General features: G+C 51.1%; 23 protein-coding genes. 21 read left to right on the top strand and 2 right to left on the bottom strand.

The genetic code is table 11. The features are described from left to right. Nucleotides 1-16: 16 nt before the first annotated feature. The 3 genes from H8S80_RS03240 (at nucleotide 17) to H8S80_RS03250 (ending at nucleotide 2,313) form a co-directional block, all read left to right on the top strand. The gene (locus H8S80_RS03240) at nucleotides 17-949 is read left to right on the top strand and encodes an ROK family protein (protein WP_117630225.1); all 933 of its coding nucleotides are present in this window, start codon (nucleotides 17-19) and stop codon (nucleotides 947-949) included. A 166-nt stretch (nucleotides 950-1,115) separates the two neighbouring features. Next, the gene (locus tag H8S80_RS03245; protein WP_002600334.1) at nucleotides 1,116-1,925 is read left to right on the top strand and encodes a Cof-type HAD-IIB family hydrolase; all 810 of its coding nucleotides are present in this window, start codon (nucleotides 1,116-1,118) and stop codon (nucleotides 1,923-1,925) included. Between the two features lie 88 nt (nucleotides 1,926-2,013). Further along, nucleotides 2,014-2,313 carry a YerC/YecD family TrpR-related protein gene (locus H8S80_RS03250; protein WP_002600333.1) on the top strand — a complete coding sequence of 100 codons (300 nt, stop codon included), beginning with the start codon at nucleotides 2,014-2,016 and terminating at the stop codon, nucleotides 2,311-2,313. Between the two features lie 282 nt (nucleotides 2,314-2,595). On the opposite strand, the gene H8S80_RS03255 is transcribed toward H8S80_RS03250, so the two are convergent. Then, nucleotides 2,596-3,210, bottom strand: coding sequence for a DUF1836 domain-containing protein (locus H8S80_RS03255; protein ID WP_117630226.1), 615 nt, complete (start codon nucleotides 3,208-3,210; stop codon nucleotides 2,596-2,598). 177 nt (nucleotides 3,211-3,387) lie between these two features. On the opposite strand from H8S80_RS03255, the gene H8S80_RS03260 reads away from it, so the two are divergent. From H8S80_RS03260 to spoVAE, 13 genes are all read left to right on the top strand, one after another. Continuing rightward, a complete protein-coding gene (locus tag H8S80_RS03260) occupies nucleotides 3,388-3,771 on the top strand; it encodes a RidA family protein (protein WP_117630227.1) in 384 nt (127 codons plus the stop codon). A gap of 278 nt (nucleotides 3,772-4,049) precedes the next feature. Further along, entirely contained in the window at nucleotides 4,050-5,372 is a 1,323-nt protein-coding gene (locus tag H8S80_RS03265) for a bifunctional folylpolyglutamate synthase/dihydrofolate synthase (RefSeq protein WP_117630228.1), read from the top strand. Further along, nucleotides 5,365-5,505, top strand: coding sequence for a hypothetical protein (locus H8S80_RS03270; RefSeq protein ID WP_002600329.1), 141 nt, complete (start codon nucleotides 5,365-5,367; stop codon nucleotides 5,503-5,505). The genes H8S80_RS03265 and H8S80_RS03270 overlap by 8 nt, the downstream gene beginning before the upstream one ends. Nucleotides 5,506-5,516: 11 nt before the next feature. Next, entirely contained in the window at nucleotides 5,517-6,830 is a 1,314-nt protein-coding gene (locus H8S80_RS03275; RefSeq protein ID WP_002600328.1) for a tetratricopeptide repeat protein, read from the top strand. Nucleotides 6,831-7,095: 265 nt separating this feature from the next. Beyond that, nucleotides 7,096-7,437, top strand: a complete 342-nt coding sequence (locus H8S80_RS03280; RefSeq protein ID WP_002600327.1) for an STAS domain-containing protein — start codon at nucleotides 7,096-7,098, stop codon at nucleotides 7,435-7,437. A gap of 10 nt (nucleotides 7,438-7,447) precedes the next feature. After that, nucleotides 7,448-7,882, top strand: coding sequence for an anti-sigma F factor (spoIIAB, locus tag H8S80_RS03285; RefSeq protein ID WP_002600326.1), 435 nt, complete (start codon nucleotides 7,448-7,450; stop codon nucleotides 7,880-7,882). 5 nt (nucleotides 7,883-7,887) lie between these two features. Beyond that, nucleotides 7,888-8,601, top strand: coding sequence for an RNA polymerase sporulation sigma factor SigF (gene sigF / locus H8S80_RS03290; protein ID WP_025530535.1), 714 nt, complete (start codon nucleotides 7,888-7,890; stop codon nucleotides 8,599-8,601). A 63-nt stretch (nucleotides 8,602-8,664) separates the two neighbouring features. Beyond that, on the top strand, nucleotides 8,665-8,826 hold the full coding sequence (locus tag H8S80_RS03295) for a hypothetical protein (RefSeq protein ID WP_002600324.1): 162 nt from the start codon (nucleotides 8,665-8,667) through the stop codon (nucleotides 8,824-8,826). Next, complete coding sequence (locus tag H8S80_RS03300) at nucleotides 8,823-9,449, top strand: stage V sporulation protein AA (RefSeq protein ID WP_002600323.1); 627 nt, start codon at nucleotides 8,823-8,825, stop codon at nucleotides 9,447-9,449. The genes H8S80_RS03295 and H8S80_RS03300 overlap by 4 nt, the downstream gene beginning before the upstream one ends. Next, on the top strand, nucleotides 9,439-9,864 hold the full coding sequence (locus H8S80_RS03305; RefSeq protein ID WP_002600322.1) for a stage V sporulation protein AB: 426 nt from the start codon (nucleotides 9,439-9,441) through the stop codon (nucleotides 9,862-9,864). Before H8S80_RS03300 ends, H8S80_RS03305 begins: the two co-directional genes overlap by 11 nt. Before the next feature lie 23 nt (nucleotides 9,865-9,887). Continuing rightward, nucleotides 9,888-10,340 (top strand): SpoVA/SpoVAEb family sporulation membrane protein, encoded by a 453-nt coding sequence (locus H8S80_RS03310; protein WP_002600321.1) that lies wholly within the window; start codon nucleotides 9,888-9,890, stop codon nucleotides 10,338-10,340. 303 nt (nucleotides 10,341-10,643) lie between these two features. Beyond that, nucleotides 10,644-11,657, top strand: a complete 1,014-nt coding sequence (gene spoVAD / locus H8S80_RS03315) for a stage V sporulation protein AD (protein WP_117630501.1) — start codon at nucleotides 10,644-10,646, stop codon at nucleotides 11,655-11,657. 29 nt (nucleotides 11,658-11,686) lie between these two features. Then, on the top strand, nucleotides 11,687-12,040 hold the full coding sequence (gene spoVAE, locus H8S80_RS03320) for a stage V sporulation protein AE (RefSeq protein ID WP_002600319.1): 354 nt from the start codon (nucleotides 11,687-11,689) through the stop codon (nucleotides 12,038-12,040). A 464-nt stretch (nucleotides 12,041-12,504) separates the two neighbouring features. Here the strand turns inward: spoVAE and H8S80_RS03325 are convergent, their stop codons facing one another. After that, nucleotides 12,505-15,192, bottom strand: coding sequence for a transglycosylase domain-containing protein (locus H8S80_RS03325; protein ID WP_002600318.1), 2,688 nt, complete (start codon nucleotides 15,190-15,192; stop codon nucleotides 12,505-12,507). Nucleotides 15,193-15,389: 197 nt separating this feature from the next. On the opposite strand from H8S80_RS03325, the gene H8S80_RS03330 reads away from it, so the two are divergent. The 5 genes from H8S80_RS03330 (at nucleotide 15,390) to typA (ending at nucleotide 25,935) form a co-directional block, all read left to right on the top strand. Further along, nucleotides 15,390-16,085 carry a YigZ family protein gene (locus H8S80_RS03330; RefSeq protein WP_117630229.1) on the top strand — a complete coding sequence of 232 codons (696 nt, stop codon included), beginning with the start codon at nucleotides 15,390-15,392 and terminating at the stop codon, nucleotides 16,083-16,085. A 211-nt stretch (nucleotides 16,086-16,296) separates the two neighbouring features. Next, nucleotides 16,297-21,921, top strand: a complete 5,625-nt coding sequence (locus H8S80_RS03335) for a polysaccharide lyase family 8 super-sandwich domain-containing protein (protein WP_243007799.1) — start codon at nucleotides 16,297-16,299, stop codon at nucleotides 21,919-21,921. Between the two features lie 163 nt (nucleotides 21,922-22,084). After that, entirely contained in the window at nucleotides 22,085-22,594 is a 510-nt protein-coding gene (locus H8S80_RS03340; RefSeq protein ID WP_110324804.1) for a DedA family protein, read from the top strand. A 13-nt stretch (nucleotides 22,595-22,607) separates the two neighbouring features. Next, entirely contained in the window at nucleotides 22,608-23,867 is a 1,260-nt protein-coding gene (locus tag H8S80_RS03345) for a glycosyltransferase (RefSeq protein WP_117630230.1), read from the top strand. A gap of 226 nt (nucleotides 23,868-24,093) precedes the next feature. Beyond that, entirely contained in the window at nucleotides 24,094-25,935 is a 1,842-nt protein-coding gene (typA, locus tag H8S80_RS03350) for a translational GTPase TypA (protein ID WP_002600313.1), read from the top strand. Nucleotides 25,936-26,151: the final 216 nt, after the last annotated feature.

Raw genomic sequence — 26,151 nt, forward strand, 5'->3', positions numbered from 1 at the left:
AGAAGGGAGGCAGCAGATGAAGATAGGAATTGATTTGGGCGGAACTACCATGACTGCTGGTCTTGTAGACGATGCAAACTGTATCAGGCTAAAAACTGGCACGGATACGCTGAGCCTGCAGGGTGCAGACAGTGTAATTCAGAGAATGGCAGGGCTGGTGCGTACTGTGATGGATCAGAGCGGAGGAGAACCTGTCACTCATATCGGAATCGGTTGTCCTGGAATGCTGGACCGTGCTAAAGGGCGCGTTATTTACTCCAACAATCTGGATTGGGGGGATTTGGATATCTGCGACAGAATGCGGACTATATTCGGTATCCCTGTTTATCTGGAGAATGATGCAAACAGCGCGGCAATCGGAGAATATATTGCAGGCGCGGGAAGTGAATATTCTCTGATGGTCATGATTACCCTGGGAACGGGGATTGGTGGCGGCATTATCATAGACAAAAAACTCTACCGGGGCAAAAGCGGAAATGCAAATATTCTGGGCCATCTTCTTCTTCATTCAGGAGGACGGCTGTGTACCTGCGGCAGAAAGGGCTGCTGGGAGGCGTACGCATCGGTGACGGCTTTTATACGCATGGCAGGCGAGGCGGCGGATCAAAATAGGGATTCCCTTCTCTGGCAGCTCAGAAACGAGGAGGATTTAGACGGGAAGAATATATTTACGGCCGTTAAGAAAAAGGATCCGGCGGCACTCAGGATGTTTGATCAGTATACCGGTTATTTGGCGGAGGGGATTACAGATATAGTAAACATGCTGGAACCGGAAGCAGTAATCATCGGGGGCGGAATCAGCCGCGAAGGGGATTTGCTCCTTGATCCGGTCCGCCGGATGGTTGCCCGGAATATCTACTGTGGTTCCGCAGCAATGCCCGTTATCACGGCCGCCCGTCTTGGCAACGACGCAGGAATTATCGGTGCTGCGTGTCTGGATCAATATTAGGAAAAATTTTATAGACGTGCCAGTGTAATAATGCTGTGCGGATATCAGTGCCAGATCCGTACAGCATTATTTTTTGATATATAATTGAAATTTCTAAATTTTGCATTTTACCCCGAAGTATGATATACTTTTCACGGAGAATTTTACGAAAGCAGGAGAAGGAATTATGGCATATCGAATGATCGTGCTGGATCTGGATGGCACACTGACAAACCGGGATAAAGTGATCACACCGAGGACGAAGGAAGCGCTGATGAAGCTGAAAAGCCAGGGGGGAACCATCGTGCTGGCCTCCGGACGGCCTACCTACGGGGTGATGCCGCTGGCGAAGGAGCTGGGACTCACAGAGGATGGCGGTTATATCCTGTCCTTCAACGGAGGGCGGATTATCGAATGCAAAACGGGTGAGACCGTGTTTGCAAAGGAGCTTCCTGTAACATCGAATAAAAGGATCATTGCGCTGGCCAGGGAGCACGGCGTGAACATCCTTACATACGAAGGGGACTGCATCATTACGCCGGACCCTGGAGATATCTATGTAAAAAAGGAGTCCGACATCAATAAACTGGAGGTCCGGCGGGTGGAAAACTTCGAGCAGTACGTGGATTTCCCGGTGGTAAAGTTTCTGCTTCTCGACGACGGGGATTACCTGGCTCTCGTGGAACCGAAGGTGAAGGCCGCACTGGGGCGTGATTACAGTGTGTACCGTTCGGAACCCCACTTTCTGGAGGTTCTGCCCAAGGGAATCGATAAAGCGGCGTCTTTAGAGCGGCTGCTTACGCGCCTTAACATGACGAAGGACGAGATGATCGCCTGCGGTGACGGATACAACGATTTGTCCATGATTCAGTATGCCGGTCTGGGCGTGGCCATGGAGAACGCGGTCCTGCCCGTGAAAAATGCGGCGGATTACGTGACGCTTTCCAACAACGACGACGGCGTTGCTCATGTCATCGAAAAATTTATGCTGTCATAAGTGTCCGGGGGTGGACTTTATGACTTTAATATGTTAAAATACTCCATAGATGAAGTAACAGCAAAAATAAAGGGGACTGATTGAAACCATGAATAAAAAAATTAAGACAGATGCGGTTGACCATCTGTTTCAGGCAATACTGACACTGAAGACACCGGAAGAGTGCTATACGTTCTTTGAGGATGTGTGTACGGTCAACGAACTGCTCAGCTTATCTCAGCGGTATGAGGTAGCCAAGATGCTTCGCGAGGGCCGCACGTATCTGGAGATTGCGGAAAAGACCGGGGCTTCCACAGCCACGATCAGCCGTGTGAACCGTTCCCTGAATTATGGAAACGACGGATATGATATGGTATTTAAGCGTCTGGAGGATACAGAGGCGAACTAGTACTGCTTTGCATAAATTCCTAAGTAATAGCACCCGCTATCTACGCCAGGAGCACGCCTGCGAAGCTAGCCGTAGGGTCCACTACGCCGTCGCTTCGCAGACGCACACCTGACGCAGATATCAGGCACTATTACTCAGTTATTTATGCAAAGTAGTACTAGTACCGCCCGGAGAGGCCGCAGCTTCAGACAAAATGGAGAGATAAATGCAACGCTCCCTTTCATGGGAACAGATTCCGCAGGGGACTGTTCCCATGAAAGGGAGCGTTTTATCTTCGCTTACTTACTTTTTCTTTTTGGACGGGTTCGCTTCCCGAAGCTCGTCGATCATCTGTTCCACCATCTGCTTCTTTAAATAGACGTCAAAGGATAACTCGCAGATTAAGGCGAAGAGCCGTAAGTATTCCCTGTCTTCCTCAGCCAGGTTCTCGTCCGTAAATGTATCGCCCGCGCGTTCATACTTTGCTATCACGTCTTCCCGCAAATGTTCCATCTCCTCCGATTCCAGGGAGAAGATCTCTTTGTAGATGTCCTCCAGTAAAAGGCCGTCCTTCAATGCGAAATGTCCGGTGGTGATCGGCCGGAACAATTCTTCGATGTCGTTGATGGAAAGAATATTCTTAAAATAATAGATAAAAATCAGAAGCAGGATATGCTCTCTGGAATACTTCTTTTTGTTGGGCGCAGGCAGCAGGTTGTTCTTGGCATAGTTGTTGATCATGGTTTTCGTCAGCACCTTATCCTCGGGGTAGCGCTTCGTGTTCTTCAGATGTTCATCCATAAATGTAGTAACCTGGTCCATGTAAAGATCAATGCCCGGAATCTCTTCAGGCCTGATATAACTTAAGGTATCCAGACGTTTTAGGATATCCTGTATTCTTTCGTCATTCGTCTTCATAGTTTCACCTCATATCCTATTATATAGTATTCAATACTAGATGACAAGAGGTAAATAAACGAAAAGAAAAACAGGTAAACTAAATATTTTTAAGATAACCTAAAAAACTTTCTTGACTTTTGCGGAATGTGTGATAATCTAGATATATAACGTGAAGAACGAAAGGAGATACATAGAATGAAAAAAGTATTGGCTACAGAAAAAGCACCGGCAGCGATCGGACCATATTCCCAGGCAGTGAGAGGCGGAGATTACGTATACGTATCCGGCCAGCTTCCGATCGATCCGGCAACAGGAGCATTTGCAGGCGAGGATATCGCTGCCCAGACGAAGCAGTCCTTAACCAATATCAAGGCGATCTTAGAGAGCGAAGGCTTATCTATGGCAAATGTGGTAAAGACAACTGTATTATTACAGAACATCGGCGACTTCGGCGCTATGAACGAAGTGTACGCAACCTTTTTCGAGGGTGCATGCCCGGCCAGAGCTGCATTTGAAGTAGCTGCTCTTCCAAAGGCAGCGCTTGTTGAGATCGAAGCGATCGCATACTGCGGAGAATAAATTGACAGATGATAACAGGGGTGTCCCGGATTGTGGTTCCGGAATACCCCTGTTTTTCGTTTTACAGGAGCGTTTGTCCCGGCGCTTTGTCCGCGTTTCCGTGAAAGAACCAGAGTAAAAATGTAGAAATCCGTCTGTATTTGCGAAAGAAAGAGGTTGCATAATGGCCGAGTTATATTATAATAAATAAGAAAGCCCGAATTGGCGTGCGGGAAAAGGCGCGCAGTAAGGCAGCATAAGGATTAAGATTACATAAAGAACGAAAGCCGGGGCGTAAGATGAGTTTGGAAAAAACTGCGGAAGAATATCTGGCCGATATCCCCATGTGGGCCAGAAAAAAGAATTCCCTGGAAGATATCAGGGCTTTTCTGGAGCGGATGGACAACCCCGACGAGAAGAGAAAGATCATTCATGTGGCCGGGACCAATGGAAAGGGTTCGGTCTGTGCATATATAACCTCCATGCTGATGGCAGGGGGATACCACACGGGAGCATTTATCTCGCCTCATCTGACCGAGGTGCGGGAGAGGTTTTTATTCGACGGTAAGCCGGTCGAATATGGGCCGTTTGAGAGCAGCTTTCGTGAAATCAGGGATTTATCGGAACGCATGACGGAAGAGGGATACTGCCATCCATCCTATTTTGAATTCCTGTTTTACATGGGTATGAAGCTGTTTGACCAGATGGACAATGATTTCACGGTTCTGGAGACGGGACTCGGCGGAAGGCTGGACACGACGAATGTGATCCGTCATCCGCTGGCAGTGGTCATCACTTCCATAAGTCTGGATCATACGGAATATTTAGGCGATACCGTGGAAAAGATCGCTTATCAGAAGGCCGGTATCATAAAGCCAGGCGTTCCCGTCATATATGAGAGAGGCGACCAGGGGACAGCCGCTGTGATCGAGGAAGAGGCCGCTGCCAGCCACAGCCCGCTGTATCCGGTGGACAGGCAGGACTATGTGATAGAGGCATGGGAAGAGCAGGGAATCCGGGCGGGACTTAAGCGGCTTGACGGCAGCGTTCTCCGCGTGCTGATTCCATCCCAGGCGGAATATCAGGTGATGAACGCTCTGACTGCACTCAGGACGGTGGAAGTACTGATGCGGCAGAGGGAAGATATACGCTTATCAGAAGAGGAGCTTAAGGCCGGACTGGAGTCCATGAGATGGCCGGCGCGCATGGAAGAGGCGGTGCCCGGGCTGTACCTGGATGGAGCGCACAATCCAGGCGGAATCGAAGAATTTATCAAGACAGCCGCGCGCCTCTGTGAGAAGAGCGGGAAGCGGGCCTGCCTTCTGTTTTCCTCGGTATCGGACAAGGCCCACGATACCATGATCCGTGAGATCGCGGCGGGTCTGCCGCTGGATTCGGTTGCGGTAGCCCATATCCATTCGGATCGAGGAATGGCGAAGGAAGTGCTGGAGGCGGAGTTTTTAGCCGTTTCCGATTGCAGAATATATGGTTTTGATACGGCAGAAGAGGCACTGAAGGCACTGCTCACATGGCAGGATGGGGAACATCTGCTGTTCTGCGTGGGATCCCTGTATCTGATGGGAGAGATAAAGACAATTCTTGGAGGTATAAAAGATGATTGATTTTGAAACCGAGATAAACGATTACAGACCGAGTCTGGAAGTAGATGCCATAGAGGATGCGATCGTGAGAAGCGATCTGACGGATATGAATGATTTGATGATGGAACTGATCAAGGAAGTCGGCAAGGAATAGGCAGGTAAGATATGGATTATGTAAGAAAAACCCGTGTCATTGCCAACAGCTATTATAACATGGGATTAGAGCGGGCGCGGCTGCGGGATTTGTCCGGCGCGGCCGAATGTTTAAAGAAGAGCCTACATTTTAATAAGTATCAGACGGATGCCAGGAACCTTCTGGGTCTCATTTACTATGAGGTCGGGGAGGTCGGGGATGCGCTTGTTCAGTGGGTCATCAGCATGAACCTGCAGCCGCAGGAGAACCGGGCGGACTACTATCTGGGTGAAATCCAGAGAAAAAAGGGGAGTCTCGACACGGAGCGCCACATGATCCGGCGGTTTAACCAGGCCCTCGTCTACGCCCAGAACGGCAGCGAGGACTTGGCGATCCTTCAGCTCGTCAAGGTGGTGGAGGCGAAGCCGAACTACGTGAAGGCCCAGCTGCTGCTGGCTATTCTCTGTATTGCGAGAGAGGATTACCAGAAGGCGGGAAAATCAGTCTACAAGGTATTACAGATAGACAGGAATCACCCGAAGGCGCTCTGGTATAAGTCGATCGTCAAGGCGAATACAGGCAGCCGCACCGAGCGTGAGCCTGAAAAGAGGAAGCTGAAAAATGTCCTGTCCCACCGGCAGATGGAGGATGACGATGTCATCATTCCGCCCAGCTACAGAGAGAATACGAAGGATATGGCGGTCGTCAATATCCTCGCGGGCCTGCTTTTGGGGGCGGCGGTCGTCTTTTTCCTGGTTATGCCGGCGAATACGAGGGCGATCAATGAAAAACATAACCAGGAGATGCTTAAGTACAGCGAGAGCTTAAGCCAGGCGAATCAGAAGGCGGACAGCTTAAGTGATCAGATCGCCGGCCTGGAGGCAGATAAGAAAACGGCGGAAGATTCCCTGTCCACATTTACCAATGACTCGGACAGCGTGCTGGCTCAATACCAGAACGTGATCGGAATTCTGCAGGCGTATAAAAAGGATGATTTCACCGCGGCGGTAAAGCTTTACGCCGATTTGAAGACGGAACTCATCGCGTCACCGGATGTGCTGGCCATCGTCGGAGAGATTAAGGCCGACATGGAGGAACGGGGATATCAGGTGCTGGAAAGCCTTGGAGACGAGGCTTCGGGCGCGGGAGACAGCCAGACGGCTCTCGATTACTATTTAAAGAGCCTGGCTGTGAAGCCGGATTACTGGGCTGCCAAGTATAAGGCGGCCGTCATTTACAAGGGAATGAATCAGAAGGAACAGGCGAATGAGATGTTTACGGACATCATAAATAACAGCAAAGATGAAACATTGATAGCGCAGGCCAGGACGGAACGGGGATTCTAGTACTGCCTTGCGTAAAAAGGAAGACACGACAGAAGAGAAAGAGAGCTCTTTTGCCGTGTCTTTTTTTGTGCAGCAGGAAAGTGCTCCTGTTACATAAAAAGCCCTTAGGGCAGGATGCGCACTCCGCGCTAAGGAAGTATGGTTGCTGAAGCAGCCGTACTCCGGCGCGAGAGTCCGGCGAGCCGGACTCTTTCTTGCTATAAAAAAGAGCTCTGTGATAGAACAAAGAGTCCGGCAAGCGGGATTCTTTTTGGAAAGGAGAACTATGAACAAGCCACTATTTACCTATGAGGCGGACGGCCATGTGCTGATTGTCCACCTGCCGGAGGAGTTGGATCACCACAACTGCACCGGCTTAAAATATGAAACCGATCTGATCCTTTCGGAAAATTATATTAACCGCATTGTGTTTGATTTCTCGGGAACCGGATTTATGGATTCTTCAGGGATTGGAGTGTTGTTAAACCGATACAAGCAGATGGCCCGGAGCGGAGGAAAGGTGACGATCTACGGAGCGGGAGCCCAGGTGCTCAGAATACTGAAAATGGGCGGCATTTTAAAATTAATGAAATTATATGACTCAAAGGAAGATGCAGTCACAGGTTGAGGAGGAAGACATGTTAGAAGAAAACAGACCAGAAGTTTTGAGAATGGAAATTGAGAGCCTGTCCCGGAACGAAGAGTTTGCAAGGGTTGTGGTGTCCGTATTTATGGCTCGGATGAATCCGACGCTGGAGGAGTTGGACGACGTAAAGACCGCGGTGTCGGAAGCTGTGACGAATGCGGTGATACATGGTTATCAGGGAAACGGCGGGATCATCTATCTCGAGGTGGAGATACTGAAACAGGAGCTGACCGTGACTGTGAGGGATACGGGAATCGGGATTCCCAATATTGTGCAGGCGATGGAACCGATGTTTACCACCGATCCAGAGGGAGAACGATCCGGCATGGGATTCTCCTTTATGGAAGCGTTTATGGACGAGGTGCGTGTGGAGTCAGAACCGGACAAGGGTACCGTTGTGACCATGAAAAAGAAGATTAACGGGTGAGTCCTATGGATGAGACCATGAGATTAATAGAAATGGCTCACGAAGGAGATAAAGAAGCACGCGACCGTCTCGTCACCGAGAATATGGGACTGATCTGGAGCATTGTGCGAAGATTTACAGGACGGGGATATGATCCGGAGGATTTATTTCAGATAGGAAGCATCGGCCTCATGAAGGCCATCGACAAGTTCGACATGTCTTTCGAGGTTAAATTCTCCACCTATGCGGTCCCCATGATAACAGGAGAGATCAAGCGCTTTTTAAGAGATGATGGCATGATTAAGGTCAGCCGCTCCATCAAGGAGATGGGCACCCGTGTAAAATGTGTCAGAGAGGCCTTAAACTTTACCCTTGGACGGGAACCGACCATCGAAGAGATTGCCGGAGAGATCGGGGCCAGCAAGGAGGAAGTGGCGGCGTCCATCGAGGCCGGAGCGGAGGTGGAATCGCTCTACCGGACGGTCAATAAAAATGATGAAAACAGCATTCTTCTCATCGACAAGATCGAGGAGGAAAATTCTGCCCAGGAGGAGCTGTTAAACCGTATGGTGCTGCGGGAGCTGCTGACAGAGCTCTCCGATAAGGACCGGGAAATCATTGTCAGGAGGTATTATTATAATGAAACCCAGAGCCAGATTGCAACGCGCCTCGGTATTTCACAGGTCCAGGTTTCCCGTCTCGAAAAAAAGATTTTAAAGCAGATGCGCGAAAAAATATAGAATAAAATACTTCATACGGCTCATACTACTCATGAAAAGTGAAAGAAAAGGATGTGAGCACGTATGGAATCCATGAAACATAAGCTGGGAATTGCACTCCTTGTCGTATGCCTGATCGCTGTGGCCGCCATTGTATGGTACTTAATCGCCGCGGTGCCGGACGGCGGCGAAATGGATGGAACGCTGGTAGAACTCATCCGGAAAGCGGGGCAGATGAGAATATGAGCAAGACTGTCTATCTAAACATCAGCCAGATTACTGAGGTCCATCATAAGGAGATTCAGTTAAAGGATGTGGCGACGGTCTACAGCGATGATTCCGCCGTAACAAACAAGTGCAGCGCCCTGCGCATTAAAACGATTCATTTGGACAGAGATAAACGTTACGTGGAGAGCACGCTGGATGTGATTAAGAAGATCACGGAGATGGATCCGACGATCACCGTCAATAATGTGGGTGAAGTGGATTTTATCATCGATTACCACCGGCCGAAGTCCCCGAATTGGGCCTGGGAATGGATCAAGACCATATTTGTCTGTATTATCTGTTTCTGCGGCGCGTCCTTTGCCATCATGACCTTTAACAACGATGTCAGTGTGACGGATGTCTTCAGCGAGATTTACCGGATCATCATGGGAAAGGAATCCACCGGATTCACGATCCTGGAGGTGAGCTATTCCGTAGGACTGGCGCTGGGGATCGTAGGATTCTTTAACCATTTTGCGAAGTTCAAGATCAATACGGATCCGACGCCGCTGGAGGTGGAAATGCGCCTTTACGAGGACAATGTCAGCAAGACCCTGATTCAGAATGACGGCAGAAAGGAGCAGGACATTGATGTTTCTTAAGCAGTTATTTCTCGTGTTTCTGGGGCTTAGCGCCGGCGGCGTCATAGCAGCCGGCGTTTTTGCATTTCTGGCAATCATCGGCGTTTTTCCGCGGCTGATTGGAAAGACCCATACAAATAAACACATTTTTCTGTATGAGACGGTCATTATTATAGGCGGTGTACTGGGAAACGTATCCGATATCTATGAGATCCCGATCCACATGGGCGGGAATGTGTTCCTTGGGATCTACGGGCTGGCGGTCGGAATCTTTGTCGGCTGCCTCGTCATGTCTCTGGCGGAGACTTTAAAGGCCCTGCCGGTTATCAGCAGGAGAATTCATCTGGCCGTGGGACTTCAGTACGTGATCCTGGCCATCGGTCTTGGCAAGCTCATAGGTTCACTCGTATATTTCACGGGCAATTTCGGACAGTAGAAAACAGGAATCGGAGGTAAAATATGGAGATTAACAAACAGGCATACGATGCCTATGTAAAAGAGGTCACACCGGTCCACAACAAATGGCTGAGTATCGTGAAGGCTTTCCTTGTGGGAGGCGCTATCTGCACCATTGGACAATTGGTGAGCACCTGGTTCATGAACAGCGGGATGGACAAGGATACCGCGGCCTCCTGGACGCTCCTGGTCTTAATCGCGGGAAGCGTTATTTTAACGGGGCTTAACATTTACCCGAAGATCGTGAAATTCGGCGGCGCAGGCGCCCTCGTCCCGATCACGGGCTTTGCCAACTCGGTGGTGGCACCTGCCGTGGAATTCAAGGCAGAAGGCCAGGTATTCGGTATCGGCTGCAAGATATTTACCATTGCAGGACCTGTTATCTTGTACGGAATCCTAAGCAGCTGGGTCCTCGGCATCCTCTATTGGATCGGCCGGTGGGTGGGCATTTTTTAGTCTTGTAAGCGAAAGCGGCTTCGTTATCAGCAGTCTCTGTCCCGGCGGTCCCGCCGGGGCATTTTCTTTTGGAGCGAGTGAAGTGAGACAGCCGGCTTTTTATGACTGGTTTATGGTGAATGATTTGCGGCGGATGAATAGAAAAAAAGGAAAATGGAGAAAGTAGCAGGGAAGAGAGAAACAGCGTACTGCCGCGCTGAGGAAATATGGCCGTTTAAGCGGCCGCGCTCCGGTGCAGGAGTCCGGGAAGCAGTACTCTTTTTTGAAAAATACGGTTTACAGAGAAATGGAGTGAATGACAGAATGCAGATAGGAAAAGCGAGTATCAAATTTGAGGAACCTCCGGTCATAGAAAGCATGGCCTCCATCGTAGGAAAGAAGGAGGGAGAAGGTCCTCTGGGAAAGCTGTTCGATGTGGTGGAGCAGGACGACATGTTTGGTGCGGACACCTGGGAGCAGGCGGAGAGCGCGCTGCAGAAGCAGACGGCAGATCTGGCCATTGAAAAGGGAGATATCCGGAAAAAGGATATCCGGTATCTGTTTGCCGGAGATTTGCTGGGACAGCTGATCGCCACCTCCTTCGGAACGGTGGATTTGGAAATCCCGCTGTTCGGACTTTATGGAGCGTGTTCCACCATGGGCGAGGCCCTGAACCTGGGCGCAATGACCGTAGCCGCCGGATACGCGGACAAGATCATCGCAATGGCCTCCAGCCACTTTGCGACAGCGGAAAAGCAGTTCCGTTTTCCACTGGCCTACGGGAACCAGCGGCCATTTTCAGCTACATGGACGGTGACAGGCTGCGGAGCCGTCGTGGTATCGAAGCATAAAAACGAGGGCATTGCGGCTATCACAGGCATTACCACGGGCCGAATGGTGGACATGGGATATAAGGATTCCATGAACATGGGAGCTGCAATGGCGCCGGCGGCGTTCCATACCATCGAGCAGAACTTTGAAGACTTTGGTGTGGATGAATCGTACTATGACAAGATCATCACAGGGGATTTGGGAGAAATCGGACGCACCATTCTCCTCGATTTTATGAAGAATAAGGACCACTTGCTGGAGGAAATCCATACGGACTGCGGAATCGAAATCTACGATCAGGAGACCCAGGACACCCATGCGGGCGGAAGCGGATGCGGCTGTTCGGCGGCCACACTGTGTTCCTACATTCTTCCAAAGATTAAAGATGGAACCTGGAAACGGGTGCTGTTTGTACCAACGGGAGCGCTGCTTTCCACGGTCAGCTTTAACGAGGGACAGCCGATTCCGGGTATTGCACACGCAGTTATGCTGGAGCATATCGGTTAAAACAGGCCTTTGGCAGAAAGGAGATAACGATGGAATTTGTAAAAGCATTTCTTGTAGGCGGAGTAATCTGCGCCCTGGTTCAGATCCTGATGGACAACACAAAGCTGATGCCGGGCCGGATCATGGTGCTGCTGGTGGTGAGCGGAACAATTCTTGGCGCTCTGGGCCTCTATCAGCCGTTTGCGGACTGGGCAGGCGCCGGAGCCACAGTACCACTGCTCGGCTTCGGAAACACGCTCTGGAAGGGCGTGTGGAAGAGCATGGGAGAGGATGGACTTCTGGGAATCTTTGAAGGCGGCTTCACCGCCAGTGCGGTGGGGATCTCGGGAGCGCTGATCTTTGGGTATCTGGGGTCGGTGATTTTTAAGCCGAAGATGAAATAGGCGATGAATTTTGAAGAAATATTCCAATCCCGCACAAATTGGACAGATTGTCCAGATGAAAAAAGAATAAAGTAAGAAGCAGGCAGAGCCGACAGGATTTAAGATCCTGCCGGCTCTGTTTCCGTATCTGTCCCTATTCCAGTCAATCGCTCTAAGTGTGAAAAAGGGAAGAAAAAAGGACGAAACAAGCTAAAAACAACGTATTTCCAAGGTTTTATGAGAATTACAGTTAGATTCTGTATCTGTCTCTAAGGGTAAATCTGAATCTGAAAACAGGAACGGAATCAGAAACAGAACCGGAATCGGACACATCTAAACATCTAAGAATCTGAAATAAGAAAGTCTATTTTAATCTGGACAAAAGAGCGGTTTTAAATCGCACTTGAACAAGAAAATAAAAAACACTGGAGAACAGCCGGGATTCGGACTGATAGTCTCCAGTGTTTTTTGTTGTATAAAAGTACTTACTGCGCCCCCGGACTCACCTGCATCGGAGATCCCGTAGTAGGTGCCGGACTGGTCTGTGTGTTTGGCGACACATAGCCGGGTCCGTAAGGCAGTGTTCCCGGAGCTACCGTCTCCGGCAGTCCGGTGTCATCCGTAGGCGGGATAATGACAGACGCCTCGGTGTGGATCGGGCAGTAGCCCGGCATTGCAAATACGGAATCGTCCGTGGTACCTTCTTCGCCGGCCGGCAGCGCCATGAATACGGCGGTCGTCCGTTCCGGACAGAATGGGGTGGGCAGACAGTGGGATTCCGCGCATACCGTGGCGCGCACGTGATTGTTGCACACGTCCGTGGGAACAGTTCCCTTGGCGAAATATTCCGTGTATACCGCGTTGCCCCTCGGGTCGTTGGTGCAGACACCGGAGACGGGGAGTTTGCCGGATTTACGGCAGATCTGTGCGGTCTCCACGCTGTCCGGAACCGTAAATCCGGGATCGGACATTCCTTCGTGAACACGGGTCATAATCTTTTTCCAGATGGCCTTATGGAAGGTCGTTCCGCCGTTTTGCTTGGTCAGCTTCTGGTTGCTGTCACAACCGCCCCAGATTCCGGCGGTGTAGTACGGAGTATATCCGACGAACCAGATATCATTGTTGGAAGTAGTCGTTCCGCTCTTACCGGCGTTGGACATGCCGGGAATATTGGCCGACGAGCTGGTGGAGCTGGGGCCGGCACCCGGACGGGCAAACTTTCGGCTGCTTTCCATGGAATCCGCCATGGCATCCGTCAACAGGAACGCCGTGGAATCTTTTAACACGCGGTGGGTCTCAGGCGTGTTGTCGATCAGCACCTTGCCGTCGTGATCAATAATCTTCGTAAAGAACACCGGCTTTGTGTAGACGCCGCCGTTGGCGATAGTGGCATAGGCCGCCGTCATCTCCAGGTTGGACACGCCGTCGGTGATTCCGCCCAGGGCCAGAGCCGCGTTGTAGTCCGTATCGGTCAGCGATGTGATGCCGAAGTTCTTCGCGTATTCCACACCGAGCTGCGGTGTAACGGTCTCCATCAGACAGCGGACCGCAATGACGTTCATGGAATAGATGATACCGTCCCGGATGCTGGAATAGCCCTGATAACCGGAGCTGTACCAGTTGGAGAAGGTCTTCTTGCCAACCGTGAAAACCGAATCGTAATAGACAGTACCCAGCGTCGCGCCGCACGTATCCATGGCGGGGGCAAACGCAGTCAGCACCTTGAAGGTGGAACCGGGCTGACGAAGGGTGTTGCTGGCACGGTTTAGGGTAAGACTCGCGGTCTTTTCCCCGCGCCCTCCGGCGATGGCCTTTACCTGCCCCGTCTTCTGATCCATGATCACGAAGGAGGCCTGAGGCTGAAGCGTCTTGTGAAGGGATTCACCGATGACAGTGTCGCCTTCCTTTAAAATACTGTTCTTGTAATTGTCTATATCGGCCTGTATCTTTTCTTCGCTGTCGTACAGACCGTCATAGCCGCTGTCCCCGTTGTCACGGTGGTAGCGTTTCAAATTCTCTTCGGAGTAGTGGGTGGTGGTACCGTCTGCCCCGGTGACGGAAAGTCTGTATTCGATGGAATAGCGGGCCGCCGAATAGTTGTCGGGGTTGTTGATCTCCTCATCTACGATGGACTGAATCGTGGGGTCCTGTGTCGTATAGATGGAGAGGCCGCCGGAATACAGCATGTTGTGGGCCTGGGTGTTGGTGTAGCCAAGCTTTTCCTTCATGGCATCCTGCACCTGTTCCACCAGCTCATCCGTGAAATAGCTGTAAGGTGTGGAAGTCTCTTTGGTGACGATCTCCACATCCTGAATCCTGGAATAGACGTCGTCCGCCAGCGCTTCCTCCTGCTCTTCCTTGGAGATATAGCCCTGATCCACCATATACTGCAGGATGACCTTCTGCTTGTCGGAGTTGGCCTTCTGTCCGGTAACCGGATTGAATTTTGATGGGTTCTGGGTGATGCCCGCGAGCACGGCGCATTCGGACAGCGTTAAGTCGGACACCTCTTTATTAAAATATCTCCTTGCCGCTACCTTGACGCCCAGAGAATTCTTTCCCAGGTTGATCGTGTTTAAGTAGTTGGTAATGATCTGCTCTTTTGACATGGCGCTGTCCAGTTTGACGGCCAGATACCATTCCTGCATCTTCCGTTCCAGCCGTTCCCCGAAGCTTTTTTCCATTCCCCCGCCAAAAACGCTGTTTTTAATCAGCTGCTGGGTGATGGTACTTCCGCCGCCGGCAGAGGAATCGCCTGTCAGCACGCCTTTTACCGCACGCATGATGGAGCGCAGATCAATTCCGTTGTGCTCCCAGAATCTTGCATCTTCATATGCTACGAACGCATTGATTAAGTTCTTGGGCAGTTCGTCGTAGCTTGCCTCCTCACGGTTGGAACCGGCGGTGACGAGAGTCTCGGTCACATTGCCGGCACTGTCATACACCGTAGTGGCGTATTCGTTTGGAACAATGGTTGCGATATCGACGTCAGGAGCATTGTCTATGATTCCTTTAACCATGCCAAATCCGATACTCCCGGCGACTACCAGGCAGAACAGGCACAGCACGAACAGACTCTTTAAAAAGGCAAGAAAAACCCGGCTGGTGTATTTCTTCGCTTTTGAATTGACGGATTTGATCTTTTTCTCCGTCTCATGTTTGCCATAGTTCATAGGAAACCTCCTTTACCGAATCATTATACCAGAGATTGAAAATCAATTCAACACTTACCAGTTTTGGAAGAAATTGCAAAGATTATACGTGGATCAGAAAAAAGAGTGGGGAAAACGTGCTTGATTAAGTCTGGAATTTTACCTATAATTATGAAAAAAGAAATACGCTGAAAAGGAAAAAAGAAACGAGGAATCCTATGAGAAATCCATATAAGATATTATACCAGGGCGGAACCGCCGAAATTGTGGAGAAGAAATCCAGATTCATTGCGTCTCTGCGCCCTGTCAAGACGGAAGAGGAGGCGCTTCTGTTCCTGGAAGAGACACGGAAAAAGTATTGGGATGCGCGCCATAACTGCTACGCCTGGATCATCGGAGAGCATGGGGAGCAGAAGCGGTGCAGTGACGACGGAGAACCTTCCCAGACTGCCGGCCGTCCCATGCTTGATGTGCTGGAAGGCGAAGGCGTATGCAACGTCTGTGCTGTTGTTACCCGTTACTTCGGCGGAACCCTGCTGGGAACCGGCGGATTGGTGCGGGCCTATTCTTCCGCTGTCCAGGAGGGGCTTAAAAACAGTACCGTGCTCTCGGTGATGCCTGCGGTAAAGACGGCTGTCACTACCGATTATAATGGAGTCGGCAAGCTTCAGTATCTGCTTGGACAGAGGGATATTACCATTCTGGACAGCCAGTATTCAGACCAGGTGATACTCACGGTGCTGATCCCGGAGGAGCAGAAAGAACGGATGCTTGCGGAGCTGACTGATTTAACCAATGGAAAGGCCGGGATCGAGGTGCAGGACGAGGTAGCTTTTGGTATTTTGGACAAACATGTGATTCTGTTGGACAACAAAGAAAGCGCAGCGGTAAATTCTGAATCGATGAAAATATAAAACATGGAATAATTTGACAATAACACGCATATAAGTATGAGACACAACTAAAAATAGTATTTTTATACAAATAATATAAAAATCTGAAAATAGTAATAGAATTATCGGGTGAAATCCTGAAATTTTATAAGAAATATAAAAATGTTCCATTTCGTTTTACATCAGAACTTTCTATAATTTTTTTATCTTATAGAAGGAAAGAGGGGATTGTGTGAAACGAAGGGGTAAAAACAAATGGAAACAGGCCGTCAGTATGTGTCTTGTATTTCAGATGGCGGTGACGTCGCCGGCCGCTGCGGTGACTCTGCCGGCGGGAAAACAACAGTCAAAGTTTAACACAGGGCAGTATGCTGCGGTACTCGATCCATCGGCAGGCGGCGGGAGTCTTGCCCTGTTTAACGGCAGCCAGCCGGATCAGGCCTGGAACACCATGGACGAAGCACTGGTTCCGGGGACGACGATGCTGTGGGACGGCAGCAGCGGTTTTAGGAAGCTGCAGATAACACCGGAGGCAGTCATGAGTGCAGGCTTAAACAGCGGCGCGGCCACCGGGATCAGGCTGGGAAATGAAGCAGAAGGGGTGAAATCCTGGTTCCTGTTTGAGGATGAGATCATCTGTGCAGGAGCAGGCGTAAAGGTGCGAAAGGAAGAAAGCGGCAGGCTCGTGACGATAGTGGATACCGTTCCGGTTACCGACACCACGAAGCTGGCACTGACAAATCCGAAGAATGGATTCCGGTTTGTACGTGCAGCCAGTAAAAAAGGCGGTTTGTGGGAATCGCTGATCGACACGGTGACCCAGGGGGTCCATACTGAGCGGAACTGGCTCAGCGCGTCTTCCGGATCAGGAGCTGCCAACAGTCTGGACTGGTCCTATGTATTCGGCAACGGTGAGAGCGGGTCCTATTTAACGAAGGAATCCGTTTATTACAGGCTCAATACAAAGGAAACAGATGCCGCTCAGCTTGCAGAACTGTTCCTCGCACCGCAGGAAACGTACCAGTATACGATGGTTGCCGGCGGGACGACGGATGATTATTCCAACAAGAGCCTGTATCAGACGGATGCCAGACTGCTCATCAATACGACTGCGGTCCAGGCGGCCGCCGATGTGGGGGAAGGCGCAGTAGCCATTACAAAGTGGGAACCGGGAAGTGTCCGGGTGGACAATCAGGTCGTTCCTGTTACTATGGATTACCCTGCGGCACTGGAACTGAAGAAGGATTCTTCCACAGGAAACATCGAACTCACGGCGGCAGTTATGCCGTCACAGCAGGATGGGATTCTGGAGGTGATCCTTGAGACCGCTGGTAAACAGATTTTAGCGAATTCGAATCCGGATGCGCTGCAGGAAGCGGTTATGGGAGAAAAGGTAATACTTAAGTTTGACACCGCGGCCATGAAGGGCAATGCGGCGACTGTAACCATTGAGGGAAAGGTTCCGGATACATTGACGGGCGAAGAGATTACTCTGGTCCGGGGATCGGATGGCAGAATAAAAGCGCCGGAATCCCTGCAGGGGGCGATCCGGTGGGAAGTAAAGATTCCGAAGCCGGATGGAAGCTTTGTCCGCAATGCAGGAAGCAGTAAAATCAAGCGGGAACTAAAGGAAGGAGAGACAGACGGGGACAGAAAAGCCGGTGATGCAGACGGCAGCCACATTGCCTCCGTTCGTGGGGCCGCCGATGGGTACGGCATGATCACCGCACGGGAAAAAGGAACCGTGACGATCGTAGCGACGGATGAACACGGAACGAGCGCAAAATGGCAGGTAACCGTTCTCTATGAGGATCCGGACAATCTGCCGGAGGCGGACTCAGCCGATTATGCTGCGATTCGCAAACGCTGGAAGGAATCGATCATTGGAGCCGATTTAACGGCTGTGGACGGCGGTACTGAAATTCTGGAAACGATCGACGGGCAGGCCATGGCGGCCTGGGAGGCGTATGCATACCGCGGACAGGATTCCTGCCAGGATATTCCGTGGCCGGAGGATGCCGGCGCAGCGGGAAATGCTGACATAGCATACGAGGACGATGCGGTCGAGTTCAGGCCGGCATTTAAAAAGGTACTGGCCATGGCAAGCGCCTATGCGGCGAAGGGAAGCCGGTATTATAAGGACAGCCAGATGCTGAGCGACATGAAGCATATTCTGAACTGGCTCTGTTCCAACTGTTATACGCCGAAGACGCAGACCGATAACTGGTGGACATGGGAAATCGGTCTGCCGAAGGATCTGATTCCGGCACTGGTGCTCTTATATGACGATCTGACTCCGGAAGAAACGGCGCTTTATACCGAAGCACTTTACTTCTTCCAGCCGGATCCCTATCATGAAGGGCTGATCGGAACCGGAAGCACTCATGCACAGGGATACCGGACAGCCCAGGGGGCCAATATCATCGACTGTTCCAGAACCGCGCTGGGGCTGGGGGTTTTAAGAGAAGACAATGAACTGGTTTACTTAGCTTCCAAGGCAGCCTCGGAGACGTTTGTCATCCAGTCGGTGGAAGACAGCACAAAGATTGCGGACCAGGGATACACCAGCGGATTCTATGCAGACGGTTCCTACCTCGATCACTCCCATGTGCCGTATCTCGGCTCCTATGGGATCGAATTCTTAAAGGGCGGTGTCGGTCTTCCTCCGCTGCTTGCAAAATCACCGTGGGATTTTCCAAGGGAAGTTCAGGAGAATCTGGAATTTTATCTGAAAGAAGGTTTTTTAAACGGTATATACAACGGTTTGATGATGGACAGCCTGAAGGGCCGTTCTGTATCCAGACCGGGGGCGAGTGACCGTGATTCGGGAAGAGAAGCCATGGCTCTGATGATTCAGCTTATGAATTCTGTCTCCCCGGAGGTGGAAGAAGAACTGAAGGGCGCTTTAAAGATGTGGATTGATCTCGATCCGGGCTTTTTGGATACCTTAACCGGTGCGGAGAATATGGCGGTAAAAGAGAAGGCCATAGAAATCAGAGATGATGATTCCATCGTAAGCAGTATACAGCCAGTCCATAAAAACATGCCGCTGATGGACCGGGCTGTTCACAGAACGGATGATTTCCAGCTGGCGCTGTCTATGTATTCCGAGCGCATTCAGAACACGGAGATCATGAACCATGAAAACCGTTACGGATGGCACCAGGGAAGCGGGATGACCTATTTATACAACCGTGACGTTCTGCAGTATACAGAGAATTTCTGGAATACGGTCAATCCGCTGCGGCTGGCAGGTACGACTGTGGTTTCCAAGGATATCGGCACAGGACAGCCTGACAGTTCCGGCTTTGCCCAGGGAGGGGATTTCCGGTCGAAAGAGTCCTGGGTAGGCGGCAGTACGATCGGCACGAACGGAATCAATGGTATGTCCATGACCGGAGAGGTCCGGGTGAAGGAGGGCGAGGGATCTCCTTCCATACCGTATGCCCCGGAGTTCTCGGCTAAAAAGTCCTGGTTCATGTTCGGCGGACAGATCGTGTGTCTCGGAGCAGGGATCACCAATTCCGGAGAGTCATATCCGGTGGAGAGCATCATTGAGAACCGGAGACTGAGACCGGAGGAAGACAATGTATTGACGGTCAACGGAGAAGCCGAGGACCTGCCGGTTCAGGAGGCTGATCTGGAAGATATTGTGGCCGGCAGCATCGACGTTTCAGGAACCAGAATTCCCGAGGTGTCATGGGCCCATCTGGAAGGCAATGTGGAAGGAAGCGATATCGGATACTATTTCCCGGGAGGAGACCAGACGGTATCCGTCAGAAAGGGAAGAAACGCGGGAGACTGGTCCCTGATCGGGACTTCGAAAGGCGAGGCTTTGGAGACTTACCTGGAGATGTGGTTTGATCACGGAGCCAATCCGGAGAATGATGCATATGAATACGTTCTCCTTCCTGGGCTGAGCGCCGAAGAGACGGAAGCCTATTCAAAAGAACCGGGAATTACAATATTGAAAAATACGCCGGAGATCCAGGCTGCTGCAACGGCAGACGGGCTTCTGACAGGAGTGAATTTCTGGACAGACGGACAGGCGGAAATCGGGGCAGTGGCGGCCAGCAGAGCGGCATCTGTCATGACAGAAGAGGATGAAGACGGCAAATTGACGATCGCTGTGTCTGATCCGACCATGAAGAATTCCGGATCGATCACTGTGGATATCAAACGCCCGGCCGAGGAAATCCTGACACACGATGAAAATGTGGACGTCCAGCTGACAGAAAACGGAGTGAGGCTCGTCGTACATACGAAAGGAACCAATGGAACCAGCTCTTACGCGTCCGTAAGGCTGACTCCGGCCGTGATACCGCCGTCCGTGGAGCACGTTGTGGAACTGATTACACAGGCAGCGGAAACAGCAGAGGCGGCCGGTGATTACGGAGCTTTCGATGTGGTAAAGGCAGTGAAGACGGCGGTCAGCGCAGTCTGGAGCGTATCAAACGAAGAACTGGCAGAGTACTGCATGAAAGATCTGCTGGTTTTGGAAGAACTGTACAGAGAGGTTATGGCGGCCCGCGGCAATCGCGTTGAGGTCAGGGTTGAGACGCCAGAGCTTATGGAAAGCCCGGTTACGGCGGCAGGACTTCTGCTGAGTGTCCCGTGGGATGACAGCTTAATGCCGGCGACCCCATCCCAGGCGAAGAAGGCTACGGCCTCCAATGCCGGTTATAAAGCGTTCGGAGCCGCACGCCAATCAGCGGCCCCATCAACAGCGGCCCCATCAACAGCGGCCCCATCAACAGCGGCCCCATCAACAGCGACCCCATCAACAGCAACCCCGTCAACAGCAGATTCCACGGCATCAGCCTCTTCCAAAGAGAAAAAGGAGGCAGGAGTGCGCGCCGCGGTACATTCCGTCATATTAACAGTGACAGAAAACAGCGATGCAGGCTGGCCTGAGGACAGACCGCGCAGGGACTGGAGCCAGTCGTATAAGTTCCAGCTCTGTCTGGAAGATGAAAATGGTGTGAGAAGCGGCCCTGTGGCCTGGAAGGCGCCTGCGAACGTCTGGATGCAGTTTTCTGAGGACGAGGTACAGACAGACACCATTCGTGCATACTCAGACACCGGCAGCGGAGAGGTACAGTCACTGTCAGTCAGCCTGGAGGAAGCCGGGAGAATCTGTTTTGTACTTCCGGACAGTGCCAGGGTGTATCTGACAGGAGATAAGACAACGGCCGCAGAAGAAATCTTCCAGGTGTCGATCGAAGAAGACTTGACAGGAGGCAGGATTACGGCCTCTCCCATGAGCGGAAAGAAGGGCACAAAGGTAACCGTGCAGGCAGTTCCCCAGAGCGGTTACCGTCTGGCAAGCCTGTCGGCCAATGGAAAATTGCTTACTGCCGGCAGCGACGGCCGCTGTACCTTTGTGCTTCGGGAAGATACACATCTGACTGGCGTGTTCAAACGATCCGGCAGCAGCAGCTCAGGTTCAGGCTCAGGCTCCTCTTCTGGATTCAACAGCGGCTGGAAGAAATCAGGCGAGGTGTGGTACTATTACGACACCAATGGAAGAAAAACTACAGGATGGCTTTTAGACAATGGAAAATGGTACTGGCTGGATTCCAGCGGAGCCATGAAAACCGGATGGATGCTTAACGAATCCGATGGCTTCTGGTATTATTTAAAACCGGATGGCTCCATGGCAGAAGGCTGGAATCCGATTAACGGTTTCTGGTATTACTTCGCTCCCCAGACCGAAGGAAGTCCAGGATGGAGTCTGGTAAATGGCCGCTGGGTCTACGAAAAACCGGAAACGTCTTATCGTCCTCACGGAGCGATGTACAGCGGATGCGTGACACCGGATGGGTATACGGTCGCGGAAGACGGTGCGTGGAAATAGAAGACAAATAACAGATAACAAATGGCAGAAAGAGATTTCCAGATCATCGGAAATCTCTTTCTGTTAAGATAATATTTATTTTTTATCCTTCTTTTTTTTATTGAAATCAGCAAGTGGTGTTAAGATTCCTCCTTTATGATTCTATCATCAAGGAGGTTTTTTTATGGATATACAGGCATTGACACAGTATTTTCTGCAGTACGGAGCAGTTTTTATATTTGTAATTGTGCTGCTGGAATATTTAAATCTTCCCGGCTTTCCGGCCGGTGTTATCATGCCGCTGGCCGGGATCTGGGCCGCAAGAGGGCAGATCGGACTTGGGATGGCGCTGCTGCTGGCGCTGGCTGCGGGACTGCTGGGAAGCTGGATACTGTACGGGCTGGGAAGGCTGGGCGGCCATGTGCTGCTGGAACGGTATTTAAAGAAGTTTCCGGCCCAGCGGCCGGTCATAGAGAAGAACTTTGCCATGCTGGAGAGGCGGGGTGCCATCGGAATCTTTATCAGCAAGCTGATTCCCATGGTCAGGACCGTGATCTCCATTCCGGCCGGAGTGATCCGCATGAATTTTATTAAATACAGCGTGAGCTCGGCGCTTGGAATTTTTGTATGGAATTTTTTCCTGATAGGAGCCGGTTACTGGCTGGGTGACAGGGCAATCAGTCTGTTTTCATAAGAGGAGGAGTAATATGAAGATCGCAATGCTGACAAACAATTACAAACCATTCATCGGCGGTGTTCCGATTTCCGTTGAGCGGCTGGCAGAGGGGCTTCGGAGCCTGGGGCATCAGGTGACCGTGTTTGCACCGGAGGGGGCAGGATGGGAGGAAGAACCGGATGTGGTGAGATTCCGGGTCCTTTACGAGTGGCGGGACAAGGGGCTGGTAATCGGCAATTTCAGCGACAGCCGCATTGAGAAGCGTTTCCGCGAAGAACAGTTTGACGTTATTCATGTACATCACCCGGTGGTAATCGGATTTACGGCCGTCTATTTAAGCAAAAAATACGGAATTCCGCTGGCGTATACGTACCATACCCGCTATGAGGAATATCTTCACTATTTTAAACTGTATGAGAGGATGGCGGCGGGGCGGGAGCCTGTGAGAAATGCAGCGCGTTTCAGCAGAGAAGTGCTGGTGCCAGGGTATCTGAATACATTTACGGATCAGTGTGACACGGTATTCGTACCGACGGCATCGATGAAGGAATGTCTGGTGAAACAGGGAGTTGCGACACCGCTGGAGGTCCTTCCCACGGGAATTGGCGAGGAGGCATTTAAACGGGACCCGGAACGTGAGAGGGAGATCCGATCCCGGTATTTAAACGGAGAACCGTGGCTTTTTGCCACGACCGCGCGCCTGGAAAAGGAGAAGAATCTCGATTTTCTGCTGCGGGGAGCCGCCCGTCTCAAGGAACTGGTGGGAGACTGCTTCCGCATTCTGATAATCGGGGATGGGACGAGGAAAGAGACGCTTAAGAATCTGGCAGAGGAGCTTGGAATCGGACGTCAGATTGTGTTTATCGGACGGGTTCCCAACGCTGAGGTTTCCCATTATCTCCATGCGGCCGACGGATTTTTGTTCGCCTCCAAATCAGAGACGCAGGGAATCGTTCTTCTGGAAGCCATGGCCGCAGGCTGTCCCGTAGTTGCGGTCCATGCCAGCGGAGTCGTCGATGTCGTCAGCCAGGGAAAGAACGGATTCATGACCGGAGAAGAGGAAGAAGAATGGGCGTCTGCCGCAGCACGCCTCATGACAGAACCGCAGATGTATCAAAAATTATCGGCGGGAGCCGCAGAAACTGCTTCCTTATATAAGGCGGAGACGGTGGCAAGGGAAGCGGAACACCAGTACCGGAAAATGATAGAGAGAAGAACTTCTCCGGAATGGGAATACAGTGGCAGGCAGCTGCCTGTGCCGTCTTTCCTGCGGCTGTTTAAGACTGCCTGACTATGCCTTCCGGGTGGGTGAGAGAACCGTCGGATCAGGAGGAATGTACCGGCGAAAGTGAAAAGACTGGAAAGGCAATAGCCAAATTTCTGAAAAATACCTTGCAATCTGGTATATAGGGTGCTATACTAATTTATTGTGAAGAGTGTAAATGAAACTAAGGACAGTATAGAGTCCTTAGTTTTTTATTGAGTTTTTATCCAAAGGAAAGAAGAGTACACATATTATGAAGATGAAACGAGAAGACGTCAGAAATGTAGCCATCATCGCCCACGTTGACCACGGCAAAACTACCCTGGTGGATGCCCTGCTCAGACAGAGCGGAATTTTCCGCGAGAACCAGGAAGTTGTTGACCGGGTTATGGACTCCAATGATATTGAGAGAGAGCGTGGTATTACCATCCTTTCCAAGAATACCGCTGTCAACTACAACGGTACGAAGATCAACATTATCGATACGCCAGGCCATGCGGATTTTGGCGGCGAGGTTGAGCGTGTCTTAAAGATGGTAAACGGAGTTATTCTGGTGGTGGATGCCTACGAGGGCGTTATGCCGCAGACAAAGTTTGTTCTGCGCAAGGCGCTGGAACTGGGCCTCTCCGTTGTAGCCTGTATCAATAAGATTGACCGTCCGGAGGCGAGACCGGACGAGGTTGAAGAGGAAGTCTTAGAGCTCCTCATGGACCTTGATGCGACAGAAGAGCAGTTAGACTGCCCGTTCTTATACGCATCCGCAAAGGGCGGCTTTGCAAAGAAGAATTTAGAGGACGCGGAAGAGAACATGAGCGCCTTATTCCAGACAATCATCGACCATATTCCGGCTCCGGAGGGAGACCCGGAAGCGCCGACTCAGCTTCTGATCAGTACCATTGATTACAACGAGTACGTAGGCCGTATCGGCGTAGGCAAGGTGGATAACGGAGCAATCCGTGTCAATCAGGAATGTGTCATCGTAAACCACCACGACCCGGACAAGATGCGCAAGGTTAAGGTAGGCAAGCTATACGAGTACGAGGGACTGAACAAGGTGGAAGTGACGGAAGCGGGAATCGGCGCGATCGTGGCCATTTCCGGTATTACGGATATTCATATCGGTGATACACTCTGCTCTCCGGAAAACCCGGAAGCCATTCCGTTCCAGAAGATATCCGAACCGACTATCGCCATGAACTTCATGGTAAACGACAGTCCGCTGGCAGGACAGGAAGGTAAATTTATCACCTCCCGTCATATCAGAGAGCGTCTGTTCCGCGAACTGAACACCGACGTCAGCCTTCGCGTGGAGGAGACCGATTCTCCTGACTGCTTTAAGGTATCCGGCCGCGGCGAGCTGCATCTTTCCGTTCTGATCGAGAACATGAGAAGAGAGAATTTTGAATTCGCAGTCAGCAAGGCTGAGGTTCTGTACCAGTATGATGAAAGAAACCGTAAACTGGAGCCGATGGAGATCGCCTATATCGACGTACCGGAGGAGTTTACCGGCGCGGTTATCCAGAAGCTGACCAGCAGAAAGGGCGAACTGCAGGGCATGAGCCCGGCTAATGGCGGCTATACAAGGCTTGAATTCTCGATTCCGTCCAGAGGCCTGATCGGCTACCGCGGTGAGTTCATGACCGATACAAAGGGTAACGGTATCATGAATACGGCATTTGACGGCTACGCTCCTTTCAAGGGAGATTTATCCTACCGTAAGACCGGCTCCCTGATCGCTTATGAGTCAGGTGAATCCATTACCTACGGTCTGTTCAATGCGCAGGAGCGAGGCATCCTGTTCATCGGAGCCGGCGTGAAGGTTTATTCCGGTATGGTAATCGGTCAGAACCCGAAGGCAGAGGATATCGAGATTAACGTCTGCAAGATGAAGAAGCTGACCAATACCCGTTCCTCCGGCGCGGATGATGCCCTGAAGCTGACGACGCCAAAGGAGATGAGTCTGGAGCAGTGTCTGGACTTTATCGATACGGATGAGCTCCTTGAGATCACACCGTTATCCTTGAGAATCAGAAAGAAGATCCTGGATCCGACGATGAGGAAGAGGTCTTCCCTGAACAAGAAATCATTGGGTTAATGGAATTATATTAGCTATACCGACAACGGCTGTATATAAGATTATGCTCTGCGGGAGGAAACTTTCGCAGGGCATATTTGCATCCTGGAAATAGTGAAATCCGCTTACTGTCAATAAATGTCGAAAACGGAAGGAAAAGAGAATCTGCCTGTATCCGGCATCCGGTATTTCGGGGAAATATGGGGGTAACTGATTTTTTGTGAGGTTTGACAGGTA

The organism is Hungatella sp. L36, assembly GCF_014288035.1.

Coding starts and splice junctions, on each gene's coding strand:
- H8S80_RS03240 (WP_117630225.1), top strand. CDS start 17: ATGAAGATAGGAATTGATTTGGGCGGAACTACCATGACTGCTGGTCTT.
- H8S80_RS03245 (WP_002600334.1), top strand. CDS start 1,116: ATGGCATATCGAATGATCGTGCTGGATCTGGATGGCACACTGACAAAC.
- H8S80_RS03250 (WP_002600333.1), top strand. CDS start 2,014: ATGAATAAAAAAATTAAGACAGATGCGGTTGACCATCTGTTTCAGGCA.
- H8S80_RS03255 (WP_117630226.1), bottom strand. CDS start 3,210: ATGAAGACGAATGACGAAAGAATACAGGATATCCTAAAACGTCTGGAT.
- H8S80_RS03260 (WP_117630227.1), top strand. CDS start 3,388: ATGAAAAAAGTATTGGCTACAGAAAAAGCACCGGCAGCGATCGGACCA.
- H8S80_RS03265 (WP_117630228.1), top strand. CDS start 4,050: ATGAGTTTGGAAAAAACTGCGGAAGAATATCTGGCCGATATCCCCATG.
- H8S80_RS03270 (WP_002600329.1), top strand. CDS start 5,365: ATGATTGATTTTGAAACCGAGATAAACGATTACAGACCGAGTCTGGAA.
- H8S80_RS03275 (WP_002600328.1), top strand. CDS start 5,517: ATGGATTATGTAAGAAAAACCCGTGTCATTGCCAACAGCTATTATAAC.
- H8S80_RS03280 (WP_002600327.1), top strand. CDS start 7,096: ATGAACAAGCCACTATTTACCTATGAGGCGGACGGCCATGTGCTGATT.
- spoIIAB (WP_002600326.1), top strand. CDS start 7,448: ATGTTAGAAGAAAACAGACCAGAAGTTTTGAGAATGGAAATTGAGAGC.
- sigF (WP_025530535.1), top strand. CDS start 7,888: ATGGATGAGACCATGAGATTAATAGAAATGGCTCACGAAGGAGATAAA.
- H8S80_RS03295 (WP_002600324.1), top strand. CDS start 8,665: ATGGAATCCATGAAACATAAGCTGGGAATTGCACTCCTTGTCGTATGC.
- H8S80_RS03300 (WP_002600323.1), top strand. CDS start 8,823: ATGAGCAAGACTGTCTATCTAAACATCAGCCAGATTACTGAGGTCCAT.
- H8S80_RS03305 (WP_002600322.1), top strand. CDS start 9,439: ATGTTTCTTAAGCAGTTATTTCTCGTGTTTCTGGGGCTTAGCGCCGGC.
- H8S80_RS03310 (WP_002600321.1), top strand. CDS start 9,888: ATGGAGATTAACAAACAGGCATACGATGCCTATGTAAAAGAGGTCACA.
- spoVAD (WP_117630501.1), top strand. CDS start 10,644: ATGCAGATAGGAAAAGCGAGTATCAAATTTGAGGAACCTCCGGTCATA.
- spoVAE (WP_002600319.1), top strand. CDS start 11,687: ATGGAATTTGTAAAAGCATTTCTTGTAGGCGGAGTAATCTGCGCCCTG.
- H8S80_RS03325 (WP_002600318.1), bottom strand. CDS start 15,192: ATGAACTATGGCAAACATGAGACGGAGAAAAAGATCAAATCCGTCAAT.
- H8S80_RS03330 (WP_117630229.1), top strand. CDS start 15,390: ATGAGAAATCCATATAAGATATTATACCAGGGCGGAACCGCCGAAATT.
- H8S80_RS03340 (WP_110324804.1), top strand. CDS start 22,085: ATGGATATACAGGCATTGACACAGTATTTTCTGCAGTACGGAGCAGTT.
- H8S80_RS03345 (WP_117630230.1), top strand. CDS start 22,608: ATGAAGATCGCAATGCTGACAAACAATTACAAACCATTCATCGGCGGT.
- typA (WP_002600313.1), top strand. CDS start 24,094: ATGAAGATGAAACGAGAAGACGTCAGAAATGTAGCCATCATCGCCCAC.